Consider the following 21,208-nt stretch of genomic DNA (forward strand, 5'->3'; position numbering starts at 1 on the left):
GTCCTTCAAGCAGTTTTCGGAATGAGGCGCTCGAACAGCGCCTCTACAGTATTAAAGCGCTCTTCCGGGCGCTCCATCGGCACCTGGAATTTAAACATCGTCGCGCCTTCGAATTTGTAGCGTTTGGGCTGGCTCTGGATCAGTTTGATCAGCGTCAGCGGGTCGACCGGGGTTTGCGTGGCGAATTCGATCCGGCCGCCTTGCGGGCCGCCGTCGACTTTCTTGATGCCCAGCAGCTCGGCCTGCAACTTCAGCGCGGTGATGCGCATCAGGTTCTTGGTCGGTTCCGGCAACAGGCCGAAACGGTCGATCATCTCCACTTGCAGGTCCTTGAGACCTTCTTCATCGGTGGCCGAGGCAATGCGTTTGTACAGAATCAGTCGCGCATGCACGTCCGGCAGATAGTCTTCGGGAATCAACGCCGGAACCCGCAGATTGACTTCCGGGCCGCCACCCAGCGGCTGATCGAGGTTCGGCTGTTCGCCCTTGCGGATCGACTTCACCGCGCGCTCGAGCATCTCCATGTACAGGGTGAAGCCGACGGCCTGGATCTGCCCGCTCTGCCCGTCGCCCAGCAACTCGCCGGCGCCACGGATTTCCAGGTCGTTGGTGGCGAGCACAAAGCCCGCGCCGAGGTCCTGAGTATTGGCGATCGCTTCCAGGCGCTTTTCCGCGTCCGGAGTGATTTGCTGGCGCGGCGGTGTCAGCAGATAAGCATACGCCTGGTGGTGACTGCGTCCGACCCGGCCACGCAGCTGGTGCAGTTGCGCCAGGCCGAACTTGTCGGCGCGCTCGATGATGATGGTGTTGGCGCTCGGCACGTCGATGCCGGTCTCGATGATGGTCGAGGCGATCAACACGTTGAAACGCTTGTGGTAGAAGTCGCTCATCACCTGTTCGAGATCGCGTTCGCGCATCTGTCCGTGGCCGATGCCGATCCGCGCTTCCGGGACCAGTTCGGCGAGGTCGGCGGCGCACTTCTCGATGGTCTTGACGTCGTTGTGCAGGTAGTAGACCTGGCCGCCACGCAGCAACTCACGCAACAAGGCCTCTTTGACCGTGCTCTTGTTCTGCTCCATGACGAAGGTCCGCACCGAGAGGCGACGGGCCGGCGGCGTGGCGATGATCGACAGGTCGCGCATGCCCGACACCGCCATGTTCAGCGTGCGCGGAATCGGCGTCGCGGTCAGGGTCAGGATGTCGACTTCACTGCGCAGGGCCTTGAGCTGTTCCTTCTGCCGGACACCGAAACGGTGCTCTTCGTCGATGATCACCAGCCCGAGGTTTTTGATCTTCACGTCGTCCTGCAGCAGCTTGTGCGTGCCGATGACGATGTCGATCTTGCCTTCGGCCAGGCTGGCCACCGCCGCGTTGACTTCCTTGGTCGACTTGAAACGGCTCATCACCTCGACGGTCACCGGCCAGTCGGCAAAGCGGTCGCGGAAACTGTTGTAATGCTGCTGGGCGAGCAGGGTGGTCGGCACCAGGATCGCCACCTGGCGACCGCCGTGCACCGCGATGAACGCGGCGCGCATCGCCACTTCGGTCTTGCCGAAACCGACGTCGCCGCAGACCAGGCGATCCATCGGCTTGGGCGCGAGCATGTCGCTGCGCACCGCTTCGATGGTGGTTTGCTGGTCCGGGGTTTCTTCGAACGGGAAGCCGGCGCTGAAGGTCGCGTAATCGGCTTTCGGATCAGCAAAGGCATAGCCCTCGCGAGCGGCGCGGCGGGCATAGATGTCGAGCAGTTCGGCGGCGACGTCGCGCACCTGTTCGGCGGCTTTGCGCTTGGCTTTCTGCCAGGTCTCGGAGCCGAGGCGGTGCAGCGGGGCCAGTGCATCGTCGCTGCCGGTGTAGCGGGCGATCAGGTGCAGGTTGGCCACCGGCACGTAGAGCTTGGCGTTCTCGGCGTATTCGAGGGTCAGGAATTCGGCGGCCTGGCTGTCGATTTCCAGGATCGTCAGGCCCAGGTAACGTCCGACACCGTGGTCGATATGCACCACCGGCGCGCCTTCGCGCAGCTCGGTGAGGTTCTTGATCACCGCATCGTTGTTGGCATCGGCGCGTTTCTCGCGACGCCGGCGCTGCATCACGCGCTGACCGAACAACGGGCTTTCGGCGACCAGGGCCAGGGCCGGGTCGTCGAGCACCAGGCCTTCGTCGAGCGGGGCGATGGTGATCGCCAGGCGCTCCTTGCTCGCGACGAAGTCCGGCCAGCTGTCGACGGTTTTCGGGCGCAGCTTCAAACGCTCGAGCAGTTCCAGCAGCACTTCGCGACGGCCCGCGGACTCGGCGGTGAACAGCACGCGACCGGGGAACTCGTCGAGGAAACCGGCCAGCGCCGCCAACGGCTGGGTGGCCTTGGCTTCGATGGCCAGGTTCGGCAGCTCGCGGGCGGGGAAGCGTTCGCGGCCGACGCCGGTTTCCACGTCCTGTTGGCTGGCGACAACACGTGGCCAGTTTTTCAGGCGGGCAAAGCAGTCTTCCACCGGCAGGAACAACTCGGCAGGCGGCAATAAAGGGCGCGCCGGATCGACGCGGCGTTCTTCATAGCGATTGCGCACGTCGTTCCAGAAATTTTCCGCCGCCTGTTCGATGCCCGGCAGGGAGAACACCTGGGTGTCCTGGGGCAGGTAATCGAACAGGGTCGAGGTTTCGTCGAAGAACAGCGGCAGGTAGTACTCGATACCGGCTGGGGTGATGCCGCTGCTCAGGTCCTGGAAGATCGGGCAGCGACGGAAGTCGACGTCGAAGCGCTCGCGGAAGCGCGCCTTGAAGCGCGTGACCGCATCCTTTTGCAACGGAAATTCTCGCGCCGGCAGCAGGCGCACGGTCTCCACCTTGTCGATGGAACGCTGGTTTTCCGGATCGAAGGTGCGCAGGGTCTCGATTTCGTCATCGAACAGGTCGATGCGGTAGGGCAGTTTGCTGCCCATCGGGAACAGGTCGATCAGCGAGCCGCGCACGGTGAATTCGCCGTGCTCGTACACCGTATCGACGTAGCGATAGCCACTGGCCTCAAGCCGGGTGCGCATCTGCTCGACGTCGAGCTTCTGGCCGATGTCCAGCACCAGGCTGCTGCCGAGCAGGAACTTGGTCGGCGCCAGGCGATGCAGGGCCGTGGTGATCGGCACCACCAGCACGCCGTGACTCAGCTCCGGCAGCCGGTACAGGGCGGCGATGCGCTGGGAAATGATGTCCTGGTGCGGCGAAAACAGGTCGTAGGGCAGGGTTTCCCAGTCCGGGAAATGCAGCACGGGCAAATCCGGGGCGAAGAAACTCAGCTCCTGTTCCAGCCGTTCGGCACTTTGGCTGTCGGCAGTCAGCAGCAGGGTAAAGCGCTTGGCAGCGCTGGCAGCCTCGGCAATGGCCAGGCTCAGGGCGGCACCGGGCAGGTTGCCCCAGTGCTGTTTACCTGCCGCGGCAGGGAGAAGCGGTAGACGCAGAGCGGGCACGGAAGGTTGAGCTCCAAGCGTTGCGACAAAGTCGGTAATTGTAACGGTCCCGGGTGCCGCCTGTCAGTTGCAGACTGTGTCTATTACGCAGGTAGGACAAATGTAGTGGTAATGACAAAATCGGGCGGATTTTCAGTAAGAATGACCGATTATGTAGTGGCAAAACGAACCGGTGTTACGGATGGTTACGGACAAGGCAGCGCTGTCTCCAAAAATTTGACTCGGCTGCAGCCCGCGGCTTTACTGGGCTGGAGCGTGGCGTTATTTTTTTGAAGGGAAAGTTGTTACTGACCGCGCGACAAGCGCGCATTGCTACGGGGGCCACTCGGCGGCATAATGTAGCCCCTTTTTTCTGCCCCTACATGTGGAAGGTTCCCGTGACTCAGAAGCCCGACCAGTGTCTTGGTGAATGGATCGACCGTGAAGCACTCGCAGAAGCGATGATTCCGCTTATCGGTCAGCTCTACCGCAATAACAACGTGGTGAGCTCGATCTATGGCCGCAGCCTGATCAATCGTTCAGTCATCGCGATTCTCAAAGCTCACCGCTTTGCTCGTCATCGCCAGTCCGATGACAGCGAATTGTCCGTCCACGAAACATTCCCGCTGCTCAAGGCGATGAGCGAGCTCAAGCTGGGCGCCGCTTCGGTCGACCTGGGCAAGCTTGCCGTCAAATTCAAGGCCGAAGGCAATGGCCGTAGCGCCGAAGACTTCGTCCGTGACGAACTGGCCGATGTGGTCGGCAAGCAAAACGGTTCCGGCCGTACCGGTACCGACGTTGTCCTTTACGGCTTCGGTCGTATCGGCCGTCTGCTGGCGCGTATCCTGATCGAGAAAACCGGTGGTGGCGACGGCCTGCGTCTGCGCGCCATCGTGGTCCGCAAGGGCGCCGAGAACGATCTGGTCAAGCGTGCCAGCCTGCTGCGCCGTGACTCGGTGCACGGTCCGTTCGATGGCACCATCACCATCGATGAAGCCAACAACACCATCACCGCCAACGGCAACCTGATCCAGGTTATCTACGCGAAGAACCCGACTGAAGTGGATTACACCCAGTACGGCATCAAAGACGCGCTACTGGTGGACAACACCGGTGTATGGCGTGACGCCGACGGCCTGGGCCAGCACCTGGCGTGCCCGGGTATCGACCGCGTTGTCCTGACCGCGCCTGGCAAAGGCAAGCTGAAGAACATCGTTCACGGCATCAACCATGGCGAAATCACCGCTGACGACAAGATCGTGTCCGCCGCTTCCTGCACCACCAACGCCATCGTGCCGGTGCTGAAGGCGGTCAACGACAAGTTCGGCATCATCAATGGTCACGTCGAAACCGTTCACTCGTACACCAACGACCAGAACCTGATCGACAACTTCCACAAGGGTGATCGCCGTGGCCGTAGCGCCGCGCTGAACATGGTCATCACCGAGACCGGTGCTGCCACCGCTGCTGCCAAGGCGCTGCCTGAGCTGGCCGGCAAGCTGACCGGTAACGCGATCCGCGTTCCGACGCCTAACGTGTCGATGGCCATTCTCAACCTGAACCTTGAGAAAGCCGCCACCCGTGAAGAGATGAACGAGTACCTGCGCTACATGGCGCTGCACTCCGATCTGCACAAGCAAATCGACTACGTCAATTCGCAGGAAGTGGTGTCCACCGACTTCGTTGGCTCGCGCCACGCGGGCGTTGTGGACGCTGAAGCGACCATCGTTCAGGACAACCGCGTTGTGCTGTACGTCTGGTACGACAACGAGTTCGGCTACAGCTGCCAAGTGGTACGAGTGATGGAAGACATGGCCGGTGTGAACCCGCCAGCGTTTCCGCGCTAAGCACTAGCTGCACATGAAAACGCCCCGGCTTTGGTCGGGGCGTTTTTGTTTGTGGGGTTTGGGCAGGTGCGGGTGTGGTGCCTGGGCGGGCCTCATCGCGAGCAGGCTCGCTCCCACAGGGTTTTGTGGTGTTTACGCGATAGGGTTCACACCAACAATCCACTGTGGGAGCGAGCCTGCTCGCGATGAGGGGCTGTCAGTTGATAGTGATGTTGCCTGACACACCACTTTCGCGAGCAAGCTCGCTCCCACAGGGTTTTGTGGTGTTTGCGCGATAGTGGTCACGCCAACAATCCACTGTGGGAGCGAGCCTGCTCGCGATGAGGGGCTGTCAGTTGATAGTGATGTTACCTGGCACACCGCTTTCGCGAGCAAGCCTCGCTCCTGCGGTTTCTATCGCATAATGGTTGGCCTTGGTGTTGTGTCGGGGGATTTTCGGGGGATGCAGGTGTGTTGAGCGGGCGGCTGATTGGACTGTTGGTGCTGGCTGGCGCGTTGTCCGGCTGTGGCAACAGCGATTCCATGGAAAGCTTCGGCGGCCCGACCATGGGTAGCACTTATTCGATCAAATACCTGCGCCAAGAGGGGCTTGCGGCTCCGGCAGAGGTCCGGGTCGAGGTCGAAAAGATCCTTGCGCAAGTCGATCGGCAGATGTCGACCTACCGCAGCGACTCCGATATCGAGCGCTTCAATGATCTACCCGCCAACCGCTGCCAGAAAATGCCCGCGCCGGTCCTCAAATTGATCCGCGTCGGTGAGCAGCTGTCCGAGCAAAGTGAAGGCTCCTTCGACCTGACGGTCGAGCCGCTGCTCAATCTCTGGGGTTTCGGCCCGCAGGCCCGTGTGGAAAAAGTCCCCGCCGCCCAGGCGCTGGCCGAAGTCCGGCGGCGCGTCGGTTACCAGCACCTGCGCATCGAAAACGATCAGCTGTGCAAGGATGCTCCCGTCGAAGTCGACTTCAATAGCATCGCCGCCGGCTACGCGGTCGATAGCATTGCCGCCAGGCTCGAGGCGATGGGCATCCACAATTACCTCGCTGAAGCCACCGGCGAACTCAAGGCGGCCGGCAAGAAACTCGACGGCTCAGCCTGGCGCATCGCGCTCGAGGAGCCGCGCGACGATCAACAGGTCGCGCAACGAATCCTGGCGGTCGACGGCTACGCCGTGTCCACTTCCGGCGATTACCGCAAGTATTTCGAGCAGGACAGCAAACGCTATTCCCACACCTTCGACGCCCGCACCGGTGCCCCGGTCGTACACGCGCTGGCGTCAGTCACGGTGATTCATCCTTCAGCGTTGATGGCCGACGGCTTATCCACCCTGTTGCTGATTCTCGGCCCGGAGCGTGGTTGGGACTACGCGCAACAACACGATATCGGTGCATTTTTTGTAATCCGTGCCGATAGCGGTTTCGTCATACGAACCAATCAGGCTTTTGAGCGCCTGAGCGGTGCAAAGATTGAGTGATCACGGCAATCCGGGCGTTGAAAACTGGCGTTGTAGTGCAGGCAAAAGTAGCCTACGACGCGACCAAGGGTTAATGTGCCCGGCGTTGACGCTTCTATAGACTGTGTCCGGGTTCTGCACTGGCCCCAAATTGTTCCTTCACGCCACAGATCGGCGTGATTTAGCCGCAGGTGCCGAGGGCGCCGCGGCCTGTTCTGAGGAGTACGCATGGCTGTCTACAACTACGACGTGGTGGTACTGGGTTCCGGCCCGGCGGGAGAAGGCGCGGCAATGAACGCCGCCAAGGCAGGGCGCAAGGTGGCGATGGTCGACAGCCGTCGCCAGGTCGGCGGCAACTGCACCCACCTGGGTACCATCCCGTCCAAGGCATTGCGTCACTCGGTCCGGCAGATCATGCAGTTCAACACCAACCCGATGTTCCGGGCCATTGGTGAGCCGCGCTGGTTCTCGTTCCCGGACGTGTTGAAAAGCGCCGAAAAAGTCATTTCCAAACAAGTCGCTTCGCGCACCGGCTACTACGCCCGTAACCGCGTCGACGTGTTCTTCGGCACCGGCAGCTTCGCCGACGAGCAAACCGTCGAAGTGGTCTGCGGCAACGGCGTGGTCGAAAAACTGGTGGCCAAGCACATCATCATCGCCACCGGCTCGCGGCCGTATCGCCCGGCGGACATCGATTTCCACCACCCGCGCATCTACGATAGCGACACCATCCTCAGCCTCGGCCACACCCCGCGCAAACTCATCGTTTACGGCGCCGGTGTGATCGGTTGCGAATATGCCTCGATTTTCAGCGGCCTTGGGGTGCTGGTCGAGCTGGTGGATAACCGCGGTCAGTTGCTCAGCTTCCTCGACTCGGAAATTTCCCAGGCCCTGAGCTACCACTTCAGCAACAACAACATCACGGTTCGCCACAACGAAGAATACGACCGCGTCGAAGGCGTGGACAGCGGTGTGATCCTGCACCTCAAGTCCGGCAAGAAGATCAAGGCCGACGCCTTGCTCTGGTGCAACGGCCGTACCGGCAACACCGATCAGCTGGGCCTGGAAAACATCGGCGTGAAGGTCAACAGCCGTGGCCAGATCGAAGTCGACGAGGCCTACCGTACCTGCAAGCCGAACATCTACGGCGCCGGTGACGTGATTGGTTGGCCGAGCCTGGCCAGTGCTGCGCACGACCAGGGTCGTTCGGCCGCCGGCAGCATCGTTGACAACCATAGCTGGCGCTTCGTCAACGATGTGCCGACCGGCATCTACACCATTCCGGAGATCAGCTCGATCGGCAAGAACGAGCAGGAGCTGACCCAGGCCAAGGTGCCGTACGAAGTGGGCAAGGCGTTCTTCAAGGGCATGGCGCGGGCACAGATCGCCGGCGAGCCCCAGGGCATGCTGAAGATCCTGTTCCACCGCGAGACCCTGGAAGTACTGGGCGTGCACTGCTTCGGTTATCAAGCCTCGGAGATCGTGCACATCGGCCAGGCGATCATGAACCAGCCGGGCGATCTCAACACCCTGAAGTACTTCGTCAACACCACGTTCAACTACCCGACCATGGCCGAAGCCTATCGGGTAGCCGCCTACGATGGCCTCAACCGGCTTTTTTGAGCGGCTCCGGCCGGTGGCCTGAGCCGGCCGGGGAGACCGATTTCAGCAATTCTCGAGCGTGGCGCTGGCCAAACCGGGAAAGTCTGTAATCAGGCTGTCAACGCCGAAGTCGGCGAGCCTGCGCATCAGCGCGGGCTCGTTGACTGTCCATACCGACACATGCAGCCCCTGGCGCTGCGCCCTCTGCAGGCGTTCCGGCGTACACAGGGTCCAGTTCAGCGCCAGTATCTCGCAGCCATAGCTTTGCGCGACCTTCAGCGGATCGAGCCAGGCATATTCGGCCACCAGTCCGCGGGAAACATCCGGCACCAGATCCAGCGCGGCTTTCAACACTTCCCGTGAGCTCGAGGTGATCGTCACCTTGTCCAGCAGGCCATGGCGCTGGGCCATTTCGCGGATCGCCAGCACGGTGCTCGCGGCGCGGGTGCGCGAAGCGCTCTTGACCTCCAACTGCCAATGCTCGAAATCGCATTTCTCGAACAGTTCTTCCAGCGTCGGGATCGGGCAGGGCTTGATCCAGCCCGGGCCGCCCTTGCGCGCATCGTAGGTCACCAGCTCCTTCGCGGTATGCTCGACCACTTTGCCGCGGCGGTCGGTGGTGCGCTTGAGGGTCGGGTCGTGGATGACCATCAACTCGCCATCCATGGACAGGTGCAGGTCCAGTTCGCAGCGGCGCACGCCGTGCTTGAGACATTCCTGAAAACTGGTCAGGGTGTTTTCCGGTGCTTCGCCCTTGGCGCCGCGGTGGCCGTAGATGAGGGTCACGGTTCTTCCTTAAATTAAATGCCTGATTCGGTTTGTTCGCGGGCCAGGCGTCGTTCCTGGGCCTGCTTCTGCAAGATGTAGCGGGCCAGCAGCTGCCGCTGGGCATCGGTCGGGTATTGGAACTCGGTGCCGATGTCGTAGCCGTCGCCCTTGCGGTCGCAATGGGTGACGCGCGCCCGCAGCAGCAGGCCGAGGGCTTGCGGCATCAGCACCAGCTTGATCGACAGGTGCGCGCCGGCGGCAATGGGCGTCGGGTGCTGGAAGTCGATGCCGCCTTCGGAAATGATCACCGGCTGCGGCTCGCCGATTTGCCCGAGCACGGTGATGGCGATCACCTGGCTGAGCAGATCGATGCGTTTGTTCTGGGATTTGAGGAACGCCGCGAGGTTACGATCGCGCTCGCTGATCTGGCGCAACAGGTGTTGCGACTCGAATTCGCTGAGGTGCAGTTCGCTGAGCAAGTTGAAGAGTGGAGAAGCATCCTGCAACACTTCCTGGCCCAAGGCTTCGGGCGCGGACAGAGGCCGAATTTCCAGTGCGATCATGTCCTCGATACGGTAGTATTCGCGGCGATCTTCTTCATCTAATGTCGACATGGCGAACCCATGGTAGCGGCGGTGGTCTGAGTGTAAAGCTGGTTATCGACCCCCGCCACAAGGACGTTCCTTTTCCCTCCGAACAAGCCCCGACATGTTCAGACCTCTCTTCGTATTTATTGGCACGCGTTATACCCGTGCAAAGCGTCGCAACCATTTTGTATCCTTCATTTCCCTGACTTCGATCATTGGACTTGCCCTCGGCGTGGTCGTGATGATCGTGGTGCTGTCGGTCATGAACGGCTTCGATCATGAGATGCGCACCCGCGTGCTGGGCATGGTGCCCCACGCGACCATCGAGTCCGGTGAACCGATCAACGACTGGCCGAGCCTGGCCGCCCAGGTCAAGCAGAACCCGCAGGTGACGGCCGTGGCGCCGTTCACCCAGATGCAGGGCTTGCTGACCAACAAGGGCAAGGTGTCCAAGGTCCTGCTCAATGGCATCGATCCGGCGCTGGAACGGCAGGTGTCGATCATCGACAAGTTCATGCTGCAGGGCAAACTCGACGACCTGGCGCCCGGCAGTTTCGGCATCGTCATCGGCGACAAGGCGGCCGCCAAGCTCGGTGCGGCCATCGGCGACAAGCTGACCTTTGTGGCGCCGGAAGTCACCGTGACCCCGGCCGGCATGTTCCCGCGCATGAAACGCTTTACCGTGGTCGGCATCTTCCATGTCGGCGCCGGTGAGATCGACGGCTACCTGGGCGTGACCAACCTGCAGGACCTGGCGAAGCTGCATCGCTGGAAGCCGGAGCAGGTGCAGGGCCTGCGCTTGAAGTTTGACGACCTGTTCCAGGCGCCGCGCACCGCGTGGAACATTGCCCAGCAGCTGGGCGAAGATCATTACTACGCCCGGGACTGGACGCGCACCCACGGCAATCTGTATCAGGCGATCCGTATGGAAAAAGCCATGATCGGCCTGCTGTTGCTGCTGATCGTCGCCGTGGCGGCGTTCAACATCATTTCCACGCTGGTGATGGTGGTGAACGACAAGAAGGGCGATATCGCGATCCTGCGCACCCTCGGCGCCACGCCGGGTTCGATCATGGCGATCTTCATGGTGCAGGGTACGGTCATCGGCGTGGTCGGGACGCTGATCGGCGCCGTGGTCGGGATCTTCGCCGCGCTGAACGTCAGTGCCGCGATTTCGGCCCTCGAAGGCCTGATCGGCCACAAGTTCCTCAACGCCGACGTGTACTTCATCGATTACCTGCCGTCGCAAGTGCAGAGCGACGATGTGTTGATGGTCAGCGCCGCCGCGTTGGTCCTGAGTTTTCTCGCCACCCTGTATCCAGCCTGGCGTGCCGCGCGCACCCAGCCTGCGGAGGCGCTACGTTATGAGTGAGTCGGGCATGAGTGATAAAGCAATCTTGAGCTGCCGCAACCTGGGCAAGTCCTACGAGGAAGGCCCGGAGTCGGTGGAGGTTCTGGCCGGCCTGCAACTGGAGTTGCATCCGGGGGAGCGGGTGGCGATTGTCGGCACCTCGGGTTCGGGCAAAAGTACCTTGCTCAACCTGCTGGGCGGCCTCGACACGCCCACCAAGGGCAGCGTCTGGCTGGCCGGCGAAGAGCTGTCGGCGCTGAACGAAAAGGCCCGCGGGCTGCTGCGCAACCGGTCGCTGGGTTTCGTTTACCAGTTCCACCATCTGCTGCCGGAATTCACTGCGCTGGAAAACGTCTGCATGCCGCTGCTGATCGGCAAGACGTCGATCCCGGAAGCACGTCAGCGGGCGACGGCGTTGCTGGAGCGGGTAGGGCTGGGCCATCGCCTGGAACACAAACCGGCGGAATTATCCGGTGGCGAACGCCAGCGCGTGGCCATCGCCCGTGCCCTGGTGAACACCCCGGGCCTGGTGATGCTCGACGAGCCGACCGGCAACCTCGACTCACACACGGCCCAGGGCATTCAGGATTTGATGCTGGAGCTCAGCGTCTCGATGCGCACCGCGTTCCTGGTGGTGACCCACGACATGAACCTGGCTCGCCAGATGGATCGCGTCCTGCACCTGCAGGAAGGCTACCTGACGCCCATCTGATTGGCCGCAACCCGGTGCCTGGAAAAGGCGTCGGGTCTTTTATTTTTATACGGTGCCCCAGCGAATGTTCAGACCGTTATCGATCTTTATCGGCACGCGCTATACCCGCGCCAAGCGCCGCAATCGCTTTGTTTCCTTCATCTCGATGACTTCGATGATCGGCCTCGCCCTGGGCGTGTTGGCGATGATCGTGGTGCTGTCGGTGATGAACGGCTTCCAGCGCGAAATGAGCTCGCGCATCCTCGGCATGGTGCCTCACGCGACCATCGTCGGCGTCAATCCGATCGATGACTGGCAGCCGGTGGCCGCGGCAGCGATGAAAAATCCGGAAGTGACGGCTGCGGTGCCGTTCACCGAAATGGAAGGCATGCTGTCCTACAAGGGCACGATGCAGCCGATCCAGGTCAGCGGCGTCGATCCGGCGCTGGAAGGCAAGGTCTCGATCGTCGCCAAGCACATCGTCCAGGGCCGTCTCGACGCGTTGAAACCGGGCGAGTTCGGCGTGGTGATCGGTGAGATCACGGCGCGGCGGTTCCGCTTGAACGTTGGCGACAAGATCACCCTGATCGTGCCGGAAGTCAGCACCGCGCCGGGCGGAATCACCCCGCGCATGCAGCGGCTGAACGTGGTCGGCGTGTTCAAGGTCGGTGCCGAGCTGGATGGCTCGATGGCGCTGATCCACTTGGCCGATGCCGCGCAGATGCAGCACTGGGAGCCGAATCAGGTGCAGAGCGTGCGCCTGGCGGTGAAGGATCTGTACGCGGCGCCGCAAGTGTCGAGCGATGTGGCGTCGGGTCTCGGCAGCGCTTACCGGGCTGACGACTGGACCCACACCCAGGGCAGTCTGTTCAGCGCGATGAAGATGGAAAAAACCATGATCGGCCTGCTGTTGCTGATGATCGTCGCCGTGGCGGCGTTCAACATCATCGCGACCCTGATCATGGTGGTGAACGACAAGGGCGCGGACATCGCGATCCTGCGCACCATCGGCGCGACACCCAGGCAGATCATGGCGATCTTCATGGTCCAGGGTACGGTGATCGGGGTGGTCGGCACCTTGATCGGTGGCGTGCTCGGGGTGATTGCGGCGCTGAACGTCAGCGAGCTGGTGGGCTGGGTGGAGCGGGTCAGTGGGCAGCACATCTTCAGTTCCGATGTGTATTTCGTCAGCAACCTGCCATCTGAATTGCAGGGGGCGGATGTGGTGTTGATCTGCTCCGCGGGCTTCATCTTGAGCTTCCTCGCCACCGTTTACCCGGCGTGGCGTGCGGCGAAGATCGAGCCGGCTACCGCGCTGCGGTATTCGTAAACCGATAGATCGCTTTCGCGAGCAGGCTCGCTCCCACAGGGGATTTGTGTACGCCGCAGATCCAGTGTGGGAGCGAGCCTGCTCGCGATGAGGCCGGCCCTGCTGGCCTCAATTCCCCTTTGGCAACTCAATCACAAACCGCGTCCACCCCCGATCCGATTCGCACCGAATCTGCCCGCCATGGGCCCGGATGATTGACTGGGTAATCGCCAACCCCAACCCCGCATGCTCATTGCTGCCTTCATACCGCGCCGGATCAGCCCGATAGAACCGGTCAAACAAACGCGGTAGCAAACCTTCCGAAATCCCGCCTCCGTTGTTTTCCACAGTCAGGCTCAAAACCTTTGGCTGCTCGACTATCAACACCCGAACCTCACCCTGGGCCGGCGCAAACCGCAACGCATTATCCAGCAGATTAGACAGCGCCCGCCGCAACATGCTGCGATCGCCTTCCATCCGCGCACTGCCTTCACGACTCAACCTGACCCGGGCGTCTTCCGCCAATGGCGCAAAAAACTCCAGCAACACATCCACTTCCTCCGCCAGTTCCAGCGGCTCGCGCCTGGGCATCAGCAGCCCATGGTCAGCCTTCGCCAGGTACAACATGTCGTTGACCAACTGCGCCATCCACTGCAGTTCTTCGAGGTTGCTGTGCAACGCTTCGCGGTAATCCTCGATCGGCCGCGGGCGGGTGAGGGTGACCTGGGTGTGGGTCAGCAGGTTCGACAGCGGCGTGCGCAGTTCATGGGCGATGTCGGCGGAGAAGGCCGAGAGCCGCTGAAAAGAATCGTCGAGACGTGCGAGCATGGCGTTGAAGTGGTGGGCCATTTCCGCGAGTTCCGGCGGCATGTCGGCTTCGGGCAGGCGCGCGTTGAGCGATTGCGCGGAAACGCCGCTGGCCACCGCACTCATGCGTCGCAACGGCCGCAACCCACTGCGCGCCGCCCAGGCACCGAGCAGGGCGGTGGCCAGGGCCGACAAGCCCACCGTCAGCCAGATCAGGTGCTGCATGCGTTGCAGAAAGTGCTGGTGATGGGTGATGTCCAGCAGCAAGGTCAGCTGTGGCGAGTCGGGTCGGTCGGGGAACAGCGGAGCTTGCAGCACGCGATAGTCGGTCCCGGCGTCGTTGATGGTCGACAGGCCTGGTTTGCGCGGCAGCTGGTCGGGCAGGCGCGGTGAACTGTCATACCAGCGCTGGCCATCGCTGCCGGTGATGCGCAATGACAGATCAGCCTGTCGGCTCAATTCATCCGCCAGTTTGACTTCGCTCTCGCTCGACTGGAGATCGTGCAGCGCCCGGCGCAGACCAATCAACTTGCCATCGAGCAATTGCTGATCCAGTTCAACAAAGTGCGCCTCGCTGGCACGGCTGAACAACACCCCGGCGATCAACGAAACCACGGCGGTGCAGGCGGCAAACAACAGCGCCAGGCGACTGCTGAGCGAGAGCCGACGCATCAGGCCGGGCGCTCTTCAAGGACATAACCCATGCCGCGCACGGTGTGAATCAGCTTGTTGGGGAATTCATCGTCGATCTTCAGGCGCAGACGGCGGATCGCCACTTCGATGACGTTGGTGTCGCTGTCGAAATTCATGTCCCAGACCTGGGAGGCGATCAGCGACTTGGGCAGGACTTCACCCTGGCGACGCAGGAGCATTTCCAGCAAGGCAAATTCCTTGGCGGTCAGGTCGATGCGCTGACCGCTGCGCTCGACCCGGCGGCGGATCAGGTCCAGGCGCAAATCGGCCAGTTGCAGGCTGGTTTCCTGAGGGGCGGCGCTGCCGCGACGCAACAGGCTGCGAACCCGGGCCAGCAGTTCGGAGAAGGCGAAGGGCTTGACCAGGTAATCGTCGGCACCCAGCTCCAGGCCGTGGACCCTGTCCTCGACCGCATCGCGCGCGGTCAGAAACAGCACCGGAGTGTCGAGGCCGGCGCCGCGCACCGCCTGCAGAATCTGCCAGCCATCGCGGCCGGGCAGCATCACATCGAGAATCAACAGTGCGTAATCGCCGCTCAGCGCCAATTGCTGGCCGGTGCTGCCGTCAGCCACCAGTTCGGTGGTGAACCCGGCCTCGGTCAGGCCCTGGCGCAGGTAGTGGCCGGTTTTCGGTTGGTCTTCGACGATCAGCAGTTTCATGGGCGACTCGGGGCAGATGGAACGAACGCTTTATACCGTGGGCAACGCCAGTACAGGCCAAGCTGACAAAGTTGTAATCTGACTGTCAGGTTGCAGGCAGTGACAGCAGTTTAGAGTTTTCCACAGGCTGAACCTTATCTTGTTGGAGTACGACCATGTTTTTGCGCAAACCCCTGATGCTGGGCGCGTGTTTGATGGCGCTGAGCTCGCCGGTATGGGCATCCCCGGCGCATACCTTCGATTTCGGTGAACCTGCTCCGGCTGCCAAGGCCACTCGCAGCGTTGAAGTGGTGATGGGCGACATGTCGTTCACCCCTGGGGCGATTGAGATCAAAGCCGGAGAGACAATTCGCTTTGTGCTGGTGAATAAAGGCCAGTTACTGCACGAATTCAACCTCGGCGATGCGGCGATGCATGCCCGGCATCAGCAGGAAATGCTGAAGATGCAGCAGAGCGGGATGCTCACGCCTACCGGCATGAAGGACATGGACCACGGTGCCATGGCCGGGATGAAGCATGGCATGAAGTACGACGACCCCAACAGCGTGCTGGTAGAACCAGGCAAAACCGCCGAGCTGACCTGGACCTTCAGCAGGGCGACCAGCCTGGAATTTGCCTGCAACATTCCCGGGCACTACCAGGCGGGCATGGTCGGCAAGCTGACCGTAGGAGCTGCAGGACCGTAGGACTGTTGTAGGCGCGAGCTTGCTCGCGATGGATCCAAGCGCGCCGCGTTTAACCAGTCAACATGCGTTATCGTTAACGACCATCGTCGGAACGCCGCCCGGAGCAAGCTCGCTCCTACAGTCGGGCGCAAAGGCTGGTAGAATCCGCTGATTCTTCAGTCAGGTTTCCGCCATGCATCCCGCAGCCGAACACTCGCCGCTGGGCAAATCCAGCGAATACATCGCCACCTACACGCCGTCCTTGCTATTCCCGATCCCGCGCGCTGCGAAATGGGCCGAGCTGGGCCTGACGGCGCAGACCCTGCCGTACAAGGGCGTGGACTTCTGGAACTGCTTCGAGCTGTCGTGGCTGTTGCCGTCGGGCAAGCCGGTGGTGGCGATCGGCGAGTTCAGCATTCCGGCGGATTCGCCAAACATCATCGAATCCAAGTCGTTCAAGCTGTACCTGAACTCCCTGAACCAGACGCCGTTTGCCGATCACGCGAGCCTTGAAGCCACCTTGGTCAAGGACCTGTCGGCCGCCGCCGGCAAACCGGTCGGGGTGCGCATTCGCCGCCTGCAAGAGGTTGAGGCCGAAGGCGTCGTGGCCTTGCCGGGGGTGTGCATCGATGAGCTGGATATCAGCGTCAGCAACTATGAGCATCCGCGTCCGGAGCTGCTGCGTTGCGATGAGTCGCGCCTTGTCGAAGAAAGCGTGCACAGCCATTTGCTCAAGTCGAACTGCCCGGTCACCAGTCAGCCGGACTGGGGCAGCGTGGCGGTGGAGTACCGTGGCGCGGCGCTGGATCATGCGAGTCTGCTGGAGTATATCGTCAGCTTCCGCCAGCACTCGGACTTCCATGAACAGTGCGTGGAGCGGATTTTCCTCGACCTGCAGCGGTTGCTGAAACCGGAGAAACTGACGGTGTATGCGCGGTATGTGCGTCGCGGTGGGTTGGACATCAACCCATACCGCAGCACCGAAGAAGTCCAACTGCCGAACCACCGCCTGGTCCGTCAATAAAGATCTACTGTAGGAGCGAGCTTGCTCGCGAAGGCGGAGTTTCAGTCACCATTGATGTTGAATGTGACGGCCCCTTCGCCGGCAAGCCGGCTCCTACAGAGGGGATCGCATTTCAAGTCGCAGATATGAAAAAGCCCCGCCATCACTGGCAGGGCTTTTTTGCATCCGGCGGGATCAGATTCCCATATTGCCCAGCGCCTGCACGATGTTGCGCAAGGTGCCAGCCAGGGCTGGGTGTTCGAGCTCGAAGCGCTCGACAGCCAGGTTCACATTATCGGAAAGGCTGGAATCCTGGGTTTTGGTTTCGAGTTCAAGCTCCAGTTCAATCTGCTGCATCAGCGTGTGCAGGTTTTCGCGCTCGGCTTCAGTCAGCGGTGGATTCTGTTCCAATTGCTCGCGCAGGGTATTGAGCTGTTCTTGCAATTCGCGGGCAGGCATGGCGTTCTTCCTTTTATCGATAGGCACTGGCATAGACCGCAGCGGCACGCCAAAGGTCTATGGCTGACCTTTAGATTAATCCACCCACGCGCAACCTGCATGCGTTCATGGCTGTGAGGCGGCGATCAGGGCTTTTCGCCCTTGAGCCGGCGCAGGCTGATGTCGGCCAGACAGGTGTCGAGTTCACCCAGATGATCGATTACCGAGTGCACGCCCAGGCTGAACAGTTGCACCGTGGCCTTGCCGCGTTTCATGTCCCGTTCCTGCTGAGGCAGTGCCTGCCATTCGTTGGGTGCCATGCCGCAGAGCGAACCGCAGGACGCCAGGCCAATCGTCCATAACCCGGCATTCAATCCCGATTGCAGCATGCGGGGTTCGCCGCTGACCAGCACGCAACCTTCCAGGCGCCCGATATTCAGCGCCATCAAGGCCTGCCAGCAGGCATCGGGGGCGGGCCATGGATTGATTGTTGCAAGGTGTTGCAGCGGCGTGATCCATTCCGGCAGGGCGGCGGCCAGGGAATGGCAATGGCTCGGGGGCAGCTCATCGAGCCAGGCGCAGGGAATCTGTTGACGCTGCAAAGTGCGCAGGCTTTCCAGGGCCCCGGGGGTGACCTCGGCGTGTTCGACCGCGAGGCTGCCGTGTTGGCGCGAGCGTGCGCCGAAATCCACCAGGCAACCGCTGAGGCCGAACAGCACGGCGGTCAGGTTGGGTGCGGCGAGAGGCAAGGCTTCGGCGTGCGGCATATCAACGTCCCTGAAATAGCCTCAAGGCTAGGGGCGGGCGGTGACAGTTGCGTGACACTGAGGTGAATCGCGCAACATCATCACCGATCTGCGCAGTCGGGTTCTCACGATGCTGCCTAAAGCGGCTGTTCCGTCTTATACTAGCCAGCTTATCGCTTGGGCCCCTGCGCCCGCGCCAGTAACAATCCAAGGAGTTTTCTATGCGCTGGAGCAATCATCTAGCTCGGCTTTCTGTGTGCGCCAGTGTGCTGGTGGTTCCGTTTTCTGCCCAGGCCGCCACGGAAGAAGATCCTTGGGAAAGCATCAACCGCCCGATCTACCGATTCAACGACGTGCTCGACACCTATGCCCTGAAGCCTTTGGCCCAAGGCTACCAGTTCGTGACGCCGCAGTTCCTCGAAGACGGCATCCACAACATGTTTCGTAACGTCGGCGAGGTGAGCAACCTTGCCAACGACATCTTGCAGGCCAAACCGGCCGCCGCCGGTGTCGATACCGCGCGTTTGATCTTCAACACCACCTTCGGCGTGCTGGGCTTCTTCGATGTGGGCACCAAAATGGGCCTGCAGCGCAACGACGAAGACTTCGGCCAGACCCTCGGTTATTGGGGCGTGGGCAGCGGCCCTTACGTGATGCTGCCGCTGTTGGGCCCAAGCACCCTGCGGGACGCGCCGTCGAAGTACGTCGACGGCTACACCGGCCCCTATCGCTACATCGACGACGTGCCGGTCCGCAACTCGGTCATGGGCCTGAACATCATCGACACCCGTGCCAATTTGCTGTCGGCGGAGAAGCTGATCAGTGGCGACAAATACACCTTCATCCGGAACGCCTACCTGCAGAATCGCGAATTCCGGGTCAAGGACGGCCAGGTCGAAGACGATTTCTGATTCCATGCAGGCGCAATCTTGCTCGCGATGGACTTAAACGTTAATGCGTTTTCCCTGAATCAGCGCAAAGCCCGCTCTCTCTGAATAAACGCAACACCCTGTAGGAGCGAGCTTGCTCGCGAAGGACGTCAACGATAACGCGTGCTGCCTGAATAAACGCTTCGCTCTCGAGACCTTCGCGAGCAAGCTCGCTCCTACAGGTATCGCGGGCACGCTTGCTCCTGCAGACATCAACAAAATCGGCAGGTTACGACCTTCCATTGAGTTACGGTTCAGCCCGTTCTTATAACTCCCGGTCATTTGGCAAGCAAAGTCGTCAAGCGACCATCGGCGTGAGCTTGAAACGCCCCGCGGATGGGAGTACCGTCTGCGCCTTAGAAGGGCACCTCTGGTGTACCCGTTTGCAGGGCAATTGCCCGAAAACGGTGCAACGGAGTGGCTAGAAAGCGAATCCAGTAGTGTGAGCCGGGCCACAACCCCTGCCTGCTACGCCAACCTAATTCTGGCGCCGTTTGCCCACATGCCAAAAACCAGTGCCACGCTGCTGATAATCGATGATGACGAAGTAGTGCGCGCGAGCCTCGCCGCCTATTTGGAAGACAGTGGTTTCAGCGTCTTGCAGGCCAGCAATGGCCAGCAGGGACTTCAGGTATTCGAGCAATTCAAGCCCGACTTGGTCATCTGCGATCTGCGCATGCCGCAGATGGGCGGGCTCGAACTCATCCGCCAGGTCACCGAGCGGTCGCCACAGACCCCGGTCATCGTGGTGTCGGGCGCCGGCGTGATGAACGACGCGGTCGAGGCCCTGCGCCTGGGCGCGGCGGATTACCTGATCAAGCCTCTCGAAGACCTGGCCGTGCTCGAGCACTCTGTGCGCCGGGCCCTGGATCGTGCGCGCCTGCTGCTGGAGAACCAGCGCTACCGCGAGAAGCTGGAAAAGGCCAACCGCGAACTCGAAGCCAGCCTGAACCTGCTCCAGGAAGACCAGAACGCCGGTCGCCAGGTGCAGATGAACATGCTGCCTGTCAGTCCCTGGACCATCGACGAGTTCCAGTTCGCGCACCAGATCATCCCGTCGCTGTACCTGTCGGGTGATTTCGTCGACTACTTTCGGGTCGATGAACGTCGGGTAGCCTTTTACCTGGCGGACGTTTCCGGTCATGGCGCCTCTTCAGCCTTCGTCACCGTGCTGCTGAAGTTCATGACCACACGCCTGCTGTTCGAGTCCAAGCGCAGCGGTACTTTGCCGGAATTCAAGCCTTCAGAGGTCCTTGGTCATATCAACCGAGGCCTGATCAGTTGTAAGCTGGGTAAACACGTCACAATGGTCGGTGGAGTCATCGACGAGGAGACAGGTTTGTTGACCTATAGCATCGGCGGTCATTTGCCGTTGCCTGTGTTGTACACCCCAGACAGTGTTCGTTATCTGGAAGGGCGCGGTCTGCCGGTAGGCCTCTTCAATGAGGCCACCTACGAAGACCACGTGCTGGAGCTGCCGCCGACATTCAGCCTGACGCTGATGTCCGATGGCATCCTGGACCTTTTGCCGGAACCGACACTCAAAGAGAAAGAAGCGGCTTTGCCCCAACGGGTCAAGGCAGCGGGCGGCAGCCTGGATGGTCTGCGGCAGGTTTTTGGATTGGCCACGCTAGGGGAGATGCCGGATGATATCGCCCTGTTGGTGTTGAGCAGGAATCTTTGATGAGTACCGGTAGAATCCAGTTCGCCGAGCAGGACGGCACCTTTGTCCTCAAGTTCGTCGGTGAAGTTCGCCTGACCCTGTGTTCGGCGTTGGATGCGACTATTGAGCGGATCTTCACCGCGTTGAACTTCAACGCAATCGTGATCGACCTGACCGAAACCCGCAGCATCGACAGCACCACCCTTGGCCTGCTGGCCAAACTGTCGATCCTGTCGCGGCAAAAGGTCGGCCTGCTGCCGACCGTGGTCACCACCCACGAAGACATCACCCGGCTATTGCAGTCCATGGGCTTCGAGCAAGTGTTCAACATCGTTGACCGCCCGATCCCGTGCCCTGAATGCCTGACCGACCTGCCAGACCAGGATCAGTCCGAAGAAGTGGTGCGGATCAAAGTGCTCGAAGCACACAAGATCCTCATGGGCCTGAACGACTCCAACCGTGAAGCCTTCCATGACCTGGTGAATGCCCTCGAAAGGCACTGATCCCCGGACAATGGCCAAACGCAGCTCTCCACTCCCACAGTAAATCCCCCTGTGGGAGCGAGACCGG

Annotated in this window: 18 protein-coding genes; 11 read left to right on the plus strand and 7 right to left on the minus strand. The window is 61.2% G+C overall.

Translation table 11 applies throughout. From position 1 onward, the window contains the following. Window positions 1-5: 5 nt before the first annotated feature. A complete protein-coding gene (gene mfd / locus ACA041_RS08705) occupies window positions 6-3,455 on the minus strand; it encodes a transcription-repair coupling factor (protein ID WP_497440741.1) in 3,450 nt (1,149 codons plus the stop codon). A 362-nt stretch (window positions 3,456-3,817) separates the two neighbouring features. On the opposite strand from mfd, the gene ACA041_RS08710 reads away from it, so the two are divergent. The 3 genes from ACA041_RS08710 to sthA all read left to right on the plus strand — a co-directional run bounded on the left by ACA041_RS08710 (window position 3,818) and on the right by sthA (window position 8,350). Then, window positions 3,818-5,281 (plus strand): glyceraldehyde-3-phosphate dehydrogenase, encoded by a 1,464-nt coding sequence (locus ACA041_RS08710; RefSeq protein WP_497440742.1) that lies wholly within the window; start codon window positions 3,818-3,820, stop codon window positions 5,279-5,281. 522 nt (window positions 5,282-5,803) lie between these two features. Next, window positions 5,804-6,748: an FAD:protein FMN transferase gene (locus ACA041_RS08715; protein WP_497442032.1), complete on the plus strand. Its 945-nt coding sequence runs from the start codon at window positions 5,804-5,806 to the stop codon at window positions 6,746-6,748. A gap of 207 nt (window positions 6,749-6,955) precedes the next feature. Beyond that, window positions 6,956-8,350, plus strand: a complete 1,395-nt coding sequence (sthA, locus tag ACA041_RS08720; protein WP_497440743.1) for a Si-specific NAD(P)(+) transhydrogenase — start codon at window positions 6,956-6,958, stop codon at window positions 8,348-8,350. A 42-nt stretch (window positions 8,351-8,392) separates the two neighbouring features. Here the strand turns inward: sthA and ACA041_RS08725 are convergent, their stop codons facing one another. Together ACA041_RS08725 and ACA041_RS08730 are read right to left on the minus strand one after the other, a co-directional pair. Then, entirely contained in the window at window positions 8,393-9,115 is a 723-nt protein-coding gene (locus tag ACA041_RS08725) for a glycerophosphodiester phosphodiesterase (RefSeq protein WP_497440744.1), read from the minus strand. A gap of 14 nt (window positions 9,116-9,129) precedes the next feature. Beyond that, the gene (locus ACA041_RS08730; protein ID WP_497440745.1) at window positions 9,130-9,711 is read right to left on the minus strand and encodes a PilZ domain-containing protein; all 582 of its coding nucleotides are present in this window, start codon (window positions 9,709-9,711) and stop codon (window positions 9,130-9,132) included. 94 nt (window positions 9,712-9,805) lie between these two features. On the opposite strand from ACA041_RS08730, the gene ACA041_RS08735 reads away from it, so the two are divergent. The 3 genes from ACA041_RS08735 (at window position 9,806) to ACA041_RS08745 (ending at window position 13,056) form a co-directional block, all read left to right on the plus strand. Further along, a complete protein-coding gene (locus tag ACA041_RS08735) occupies window positions 9,806-11,056 on the plus strand; it encodes a lipoprotein-releasing ABC transporter permease subunit (protein ID WP_497440746.1) in 1,251 nt (416 codons plus the stop codon). A 7-nt stretch (window positions 11,057-11,063) separates the two neighbouring features. Then, entirely contained in the window at window positions 11,064-11,747 is a 684-nt protein-coding gene (gene lolD, locus ACA041_RS08740) for a lipoprotein-releasing ABC transporter ATP-binding protein LolD (RefSeq protein ID WP_497440747.1), read from the plus strand. Window positions 11,748-11,811: 64 nt separating this feature from the next. Beyond that, window positions 11,812-13,056 carry a lipoprotein-releasing ABC transporter permease subunit gene (locus ACA041_RS08745; RefSeq protein ID WP_497440748.1) on the plus strand — a complete coding sequence of 415 codons (1,245 nt, stop codon included), beginning with the start codon at window positions 11,812-11,814 and terminating at the stop codon, window positions 13,054-13,056. Between the two features lie 108 nt (window positions 13,057-13,164). Here ACA041_RS08745 and ACA041_RS08750 read toward each other — a convergent pair whose 3' ends face one another. Further along, a complete protein-coding gene (locus tag ACA041_RS08750; protein WP_497440749.1) occupies window positions 13,165-14,514 on the minus strand; it encodes a heavy metal sensor histidine kinase in 1,350 nt (449 codons plus the stop codon). Continuing rightward, window positions 14,514-15,194 (minus strand): heavy metal response regulator transcription factor, encoded by a 681-nt coding sequence (locus ACA041_RS08755; RefSeq protein ID WP_497440750.1) that lies wholly within the window; start codon window positions 15,192-15,194, stop codon window positions 14,514-14,516. The genes ACA041_RS08750 and ACA041_RS08755 overlap by 1 nt, the downstream gene beginning before the upstream one ends. Before the next feature lie 155 nt (window positions 15,195-15,349). Between ACA041_RS08755 and copI the strand changes: the two genes are divergently transcribed. Together copI and queF are read left to right on the plus strand one after the other, a co-directional pair. Further along, complete coding sequence (gene copI, locus ACA041_RS08760) at window positions 15,350-15,880, plus strand: copper-resistant cuproprotein CopI (protein ID WP_497440751.1); 531 nt, start codon at window positions 15,350-15,352, stop codon at window positions 15,878-15,880. 172 nt (window positions 15,881-16,052) lie between these two features. Further along, window positions 16,053-16,883: an NADPH-dependent 7-cyano-7-deazaguanine reductase QueF gene (queF, locus tag ACA041_RS08765; RefSeq protein WP_497440752.1), complete on the plus strand. Its 831-nt coding sequence runs from the start codon at window positions 16,053-16,055 to the stop codon at window positions 16,881-16,883. 174 nt (window positions 16,884-17,057) lie between these two features. On the opposite strand, the gene ACA041_RS08770 is transcribed toward queF, so the two are convergent. Then, window positions 17,058-17,321 (minus strand): DUF4404 family protein, encoded by a 264-nt coding sequence (locus tag ACA041_RS08770; RefSeq protein ID WP_497440753.1) that lies wholly within the window; start codon window positions 17,319-17,321, stop codon window positions 17,058-17,060. 125 nt (window positions 17,322-17,446) lie between these two features. Beyond that, the gene (gene pcrP, locus ACA041_RS08775) at window positions 17,447-18,067 is read right to left on the minus strand and encodes an HAD superfamily inactivated hydrolase PcrP (protein WP_497440754.1); all 621 of its coding nucleotides are present in this window, start codon (window positions 18,065-18,067) and stop codon (window positions 17,447-17,449) included. Window positions 18,068-18,267: 200 nt separating this feature from the next. Here pcrP and ACA041_RS08780 point away from each other — a divergent pair, with 200 nt between their 5' ends. From ACA041_RS08780 to rssC, 3 genes are all read left to right on the plus strand, one after another. Further along, window positions 18,268-18,957 (plus strand): MlaA family lipoprotein, encoded by a 690-nt coding sequence (locus tag ACA041_RS08780; RefSeq protein ID WP_497440755.1) that lies wholly within the window; start codon window positions 18,268-18,270, stop codon window positions 18,955-18,957. A gap of 520 nt (window positions 18,958-19,477) precedes the next feature. Next, the gene (gene rssB, locus ACA041_RS08785) at window positions 19,478-20,659 is read left to right on the plus strand and encodes a two-component system response regulator RssB (RefSeq protein WP_497440756.1); all 1,182 of its coding nucleotides are present in this window, start codon (window positions 19,478-19,480) and stop codon (window positions 20,657-20,659) included. Then, entirely contained in the window at window positions 20,659-21,141 is a 483-nt protein-coding gene (gene rssC / locus ACA041_RS08790) for an anti-sigma factor antagonist RssC (RefSeq protein WP_007935262.1), read from the plus strand. Before rssB ends, rssC begins: the two co-directional genes overlap by 1 nt. The last annotated feature ends 67 nt before the right edge of the window (window positions 21,142-21,208 follow it).

The sequence above is a fragment of the Pseudomonas sp. LBUM1676 genome (genome assembly GCF_059695605.1).

Bases quoted from the DNA above. Each gene is read 5' to 3' on its own strand.
- ACA041_RS08710 (WP_497440742.1), top strand. From the start codon at position 3,818: ATGTGGAAGGTTCCCGTGACTCAGAAGCCCGACCAGTGTCTTGGTGAA.
- ACA041_RS08715 (WP_497442032.1), top strand. From the start codon at position 5,804: ATGGAAAGCTTCGGCGGCCCGACCATGGGTAGCACTTATTCGATCAAA.
- sthA (WP_497440743.1), top strand. From the start codon at position 6,956: ATGGCTGTCTACAACTACGACGTGGTGGTACTGGGTTCCGGCCCGGCG.
- ACA041_RS08730 (WP_497440745.1), bottom strand. From the start codon at position 9,711: ATGTCGACATTAGATGAAGAAGATCGCCGCGAATACTACCGTATCGAG.
- ACA041_RS08735 (WP_497440746.1), top strand. From the start codon at position 9,806: ATGTTCAGACCTCTCTTCGTATTTATTGGCACGCGTTATACCCGTGCA.
- lolD (WP_497440747.1), top strand. From the start codon at position 11,064: ATGAGTGATAAAGCAATCTTGAGCTGCCGCAACCTGGGCAAGTCCTAC.
- ACA041_RS08745 (WP_497440748.1), top strand. From the start codon at position 11,812: ATGTTCAGACCGTTATCGATCTTTATCGGCACGCGCTATACCCGCGCC.
- ACA041_RS08750 (WP_497440749.1), bottom strand. From the start codon at position 14,514: ATGCGTCGGCTCTCGCTCAGCAGTCGCCTGGCGCTGTTGTTTGCCGCC.
- ACA041_RS08755 (WP_497440750.1), bottom strand. From the start codon at position 15,194: ATGAAACTGCTGATCGTCGAAGACCAACCGAAAACCGGCCACTACCTG.
- copI (WP_497440751.1), top strand. From the start codon at position 15,350: ATGTTTTTGCGCAAACCCCTGATGCTGGGCGCGTGTTTGATGGCGCTG.
- queF (WP_497440752.1), top strand. From the start codon at position 16,053: ATGCATCCCGCAGCCGAACACTCGCCGCTGGGCAAATCCAGCGAATAC.
- ACA041_RS08770 (WP_497440753.1), bottom strand. From the start codon at position 17,321: ATGCCTGCCCGCGAATTGCAAGAACAGCTCAATACCCTGCGCGAGCAA.
- pcrP (WP_497440754.1), bottom strand. From the start codon at position 18,067: ATGCCGCACGCCGAAGCCTTGCCTCTCGCCGCACCCAACCTGACCGCC.
- ACA041_RS08780 (WP_497440755.1), top strand. From the start codon at position 18,268: ATGCGCTGGAGCAATCATCTAGCTCGGCTTTCTGTGTGCGCCAGTGTG.
- rssB (WP_497440756.1), top strand. From the start codon at position 19,478: ATGCCAAAAACCAGTGCCACGCTGCTGATAATCGATGATGACGAAGTA.
- rssC (WP_007935262.1), top strand. From the start codon at position 20,659: ATGAGTACCGGTAGAATCCAGTTCGCCGAGCAGGACGGCACCTTTGTC.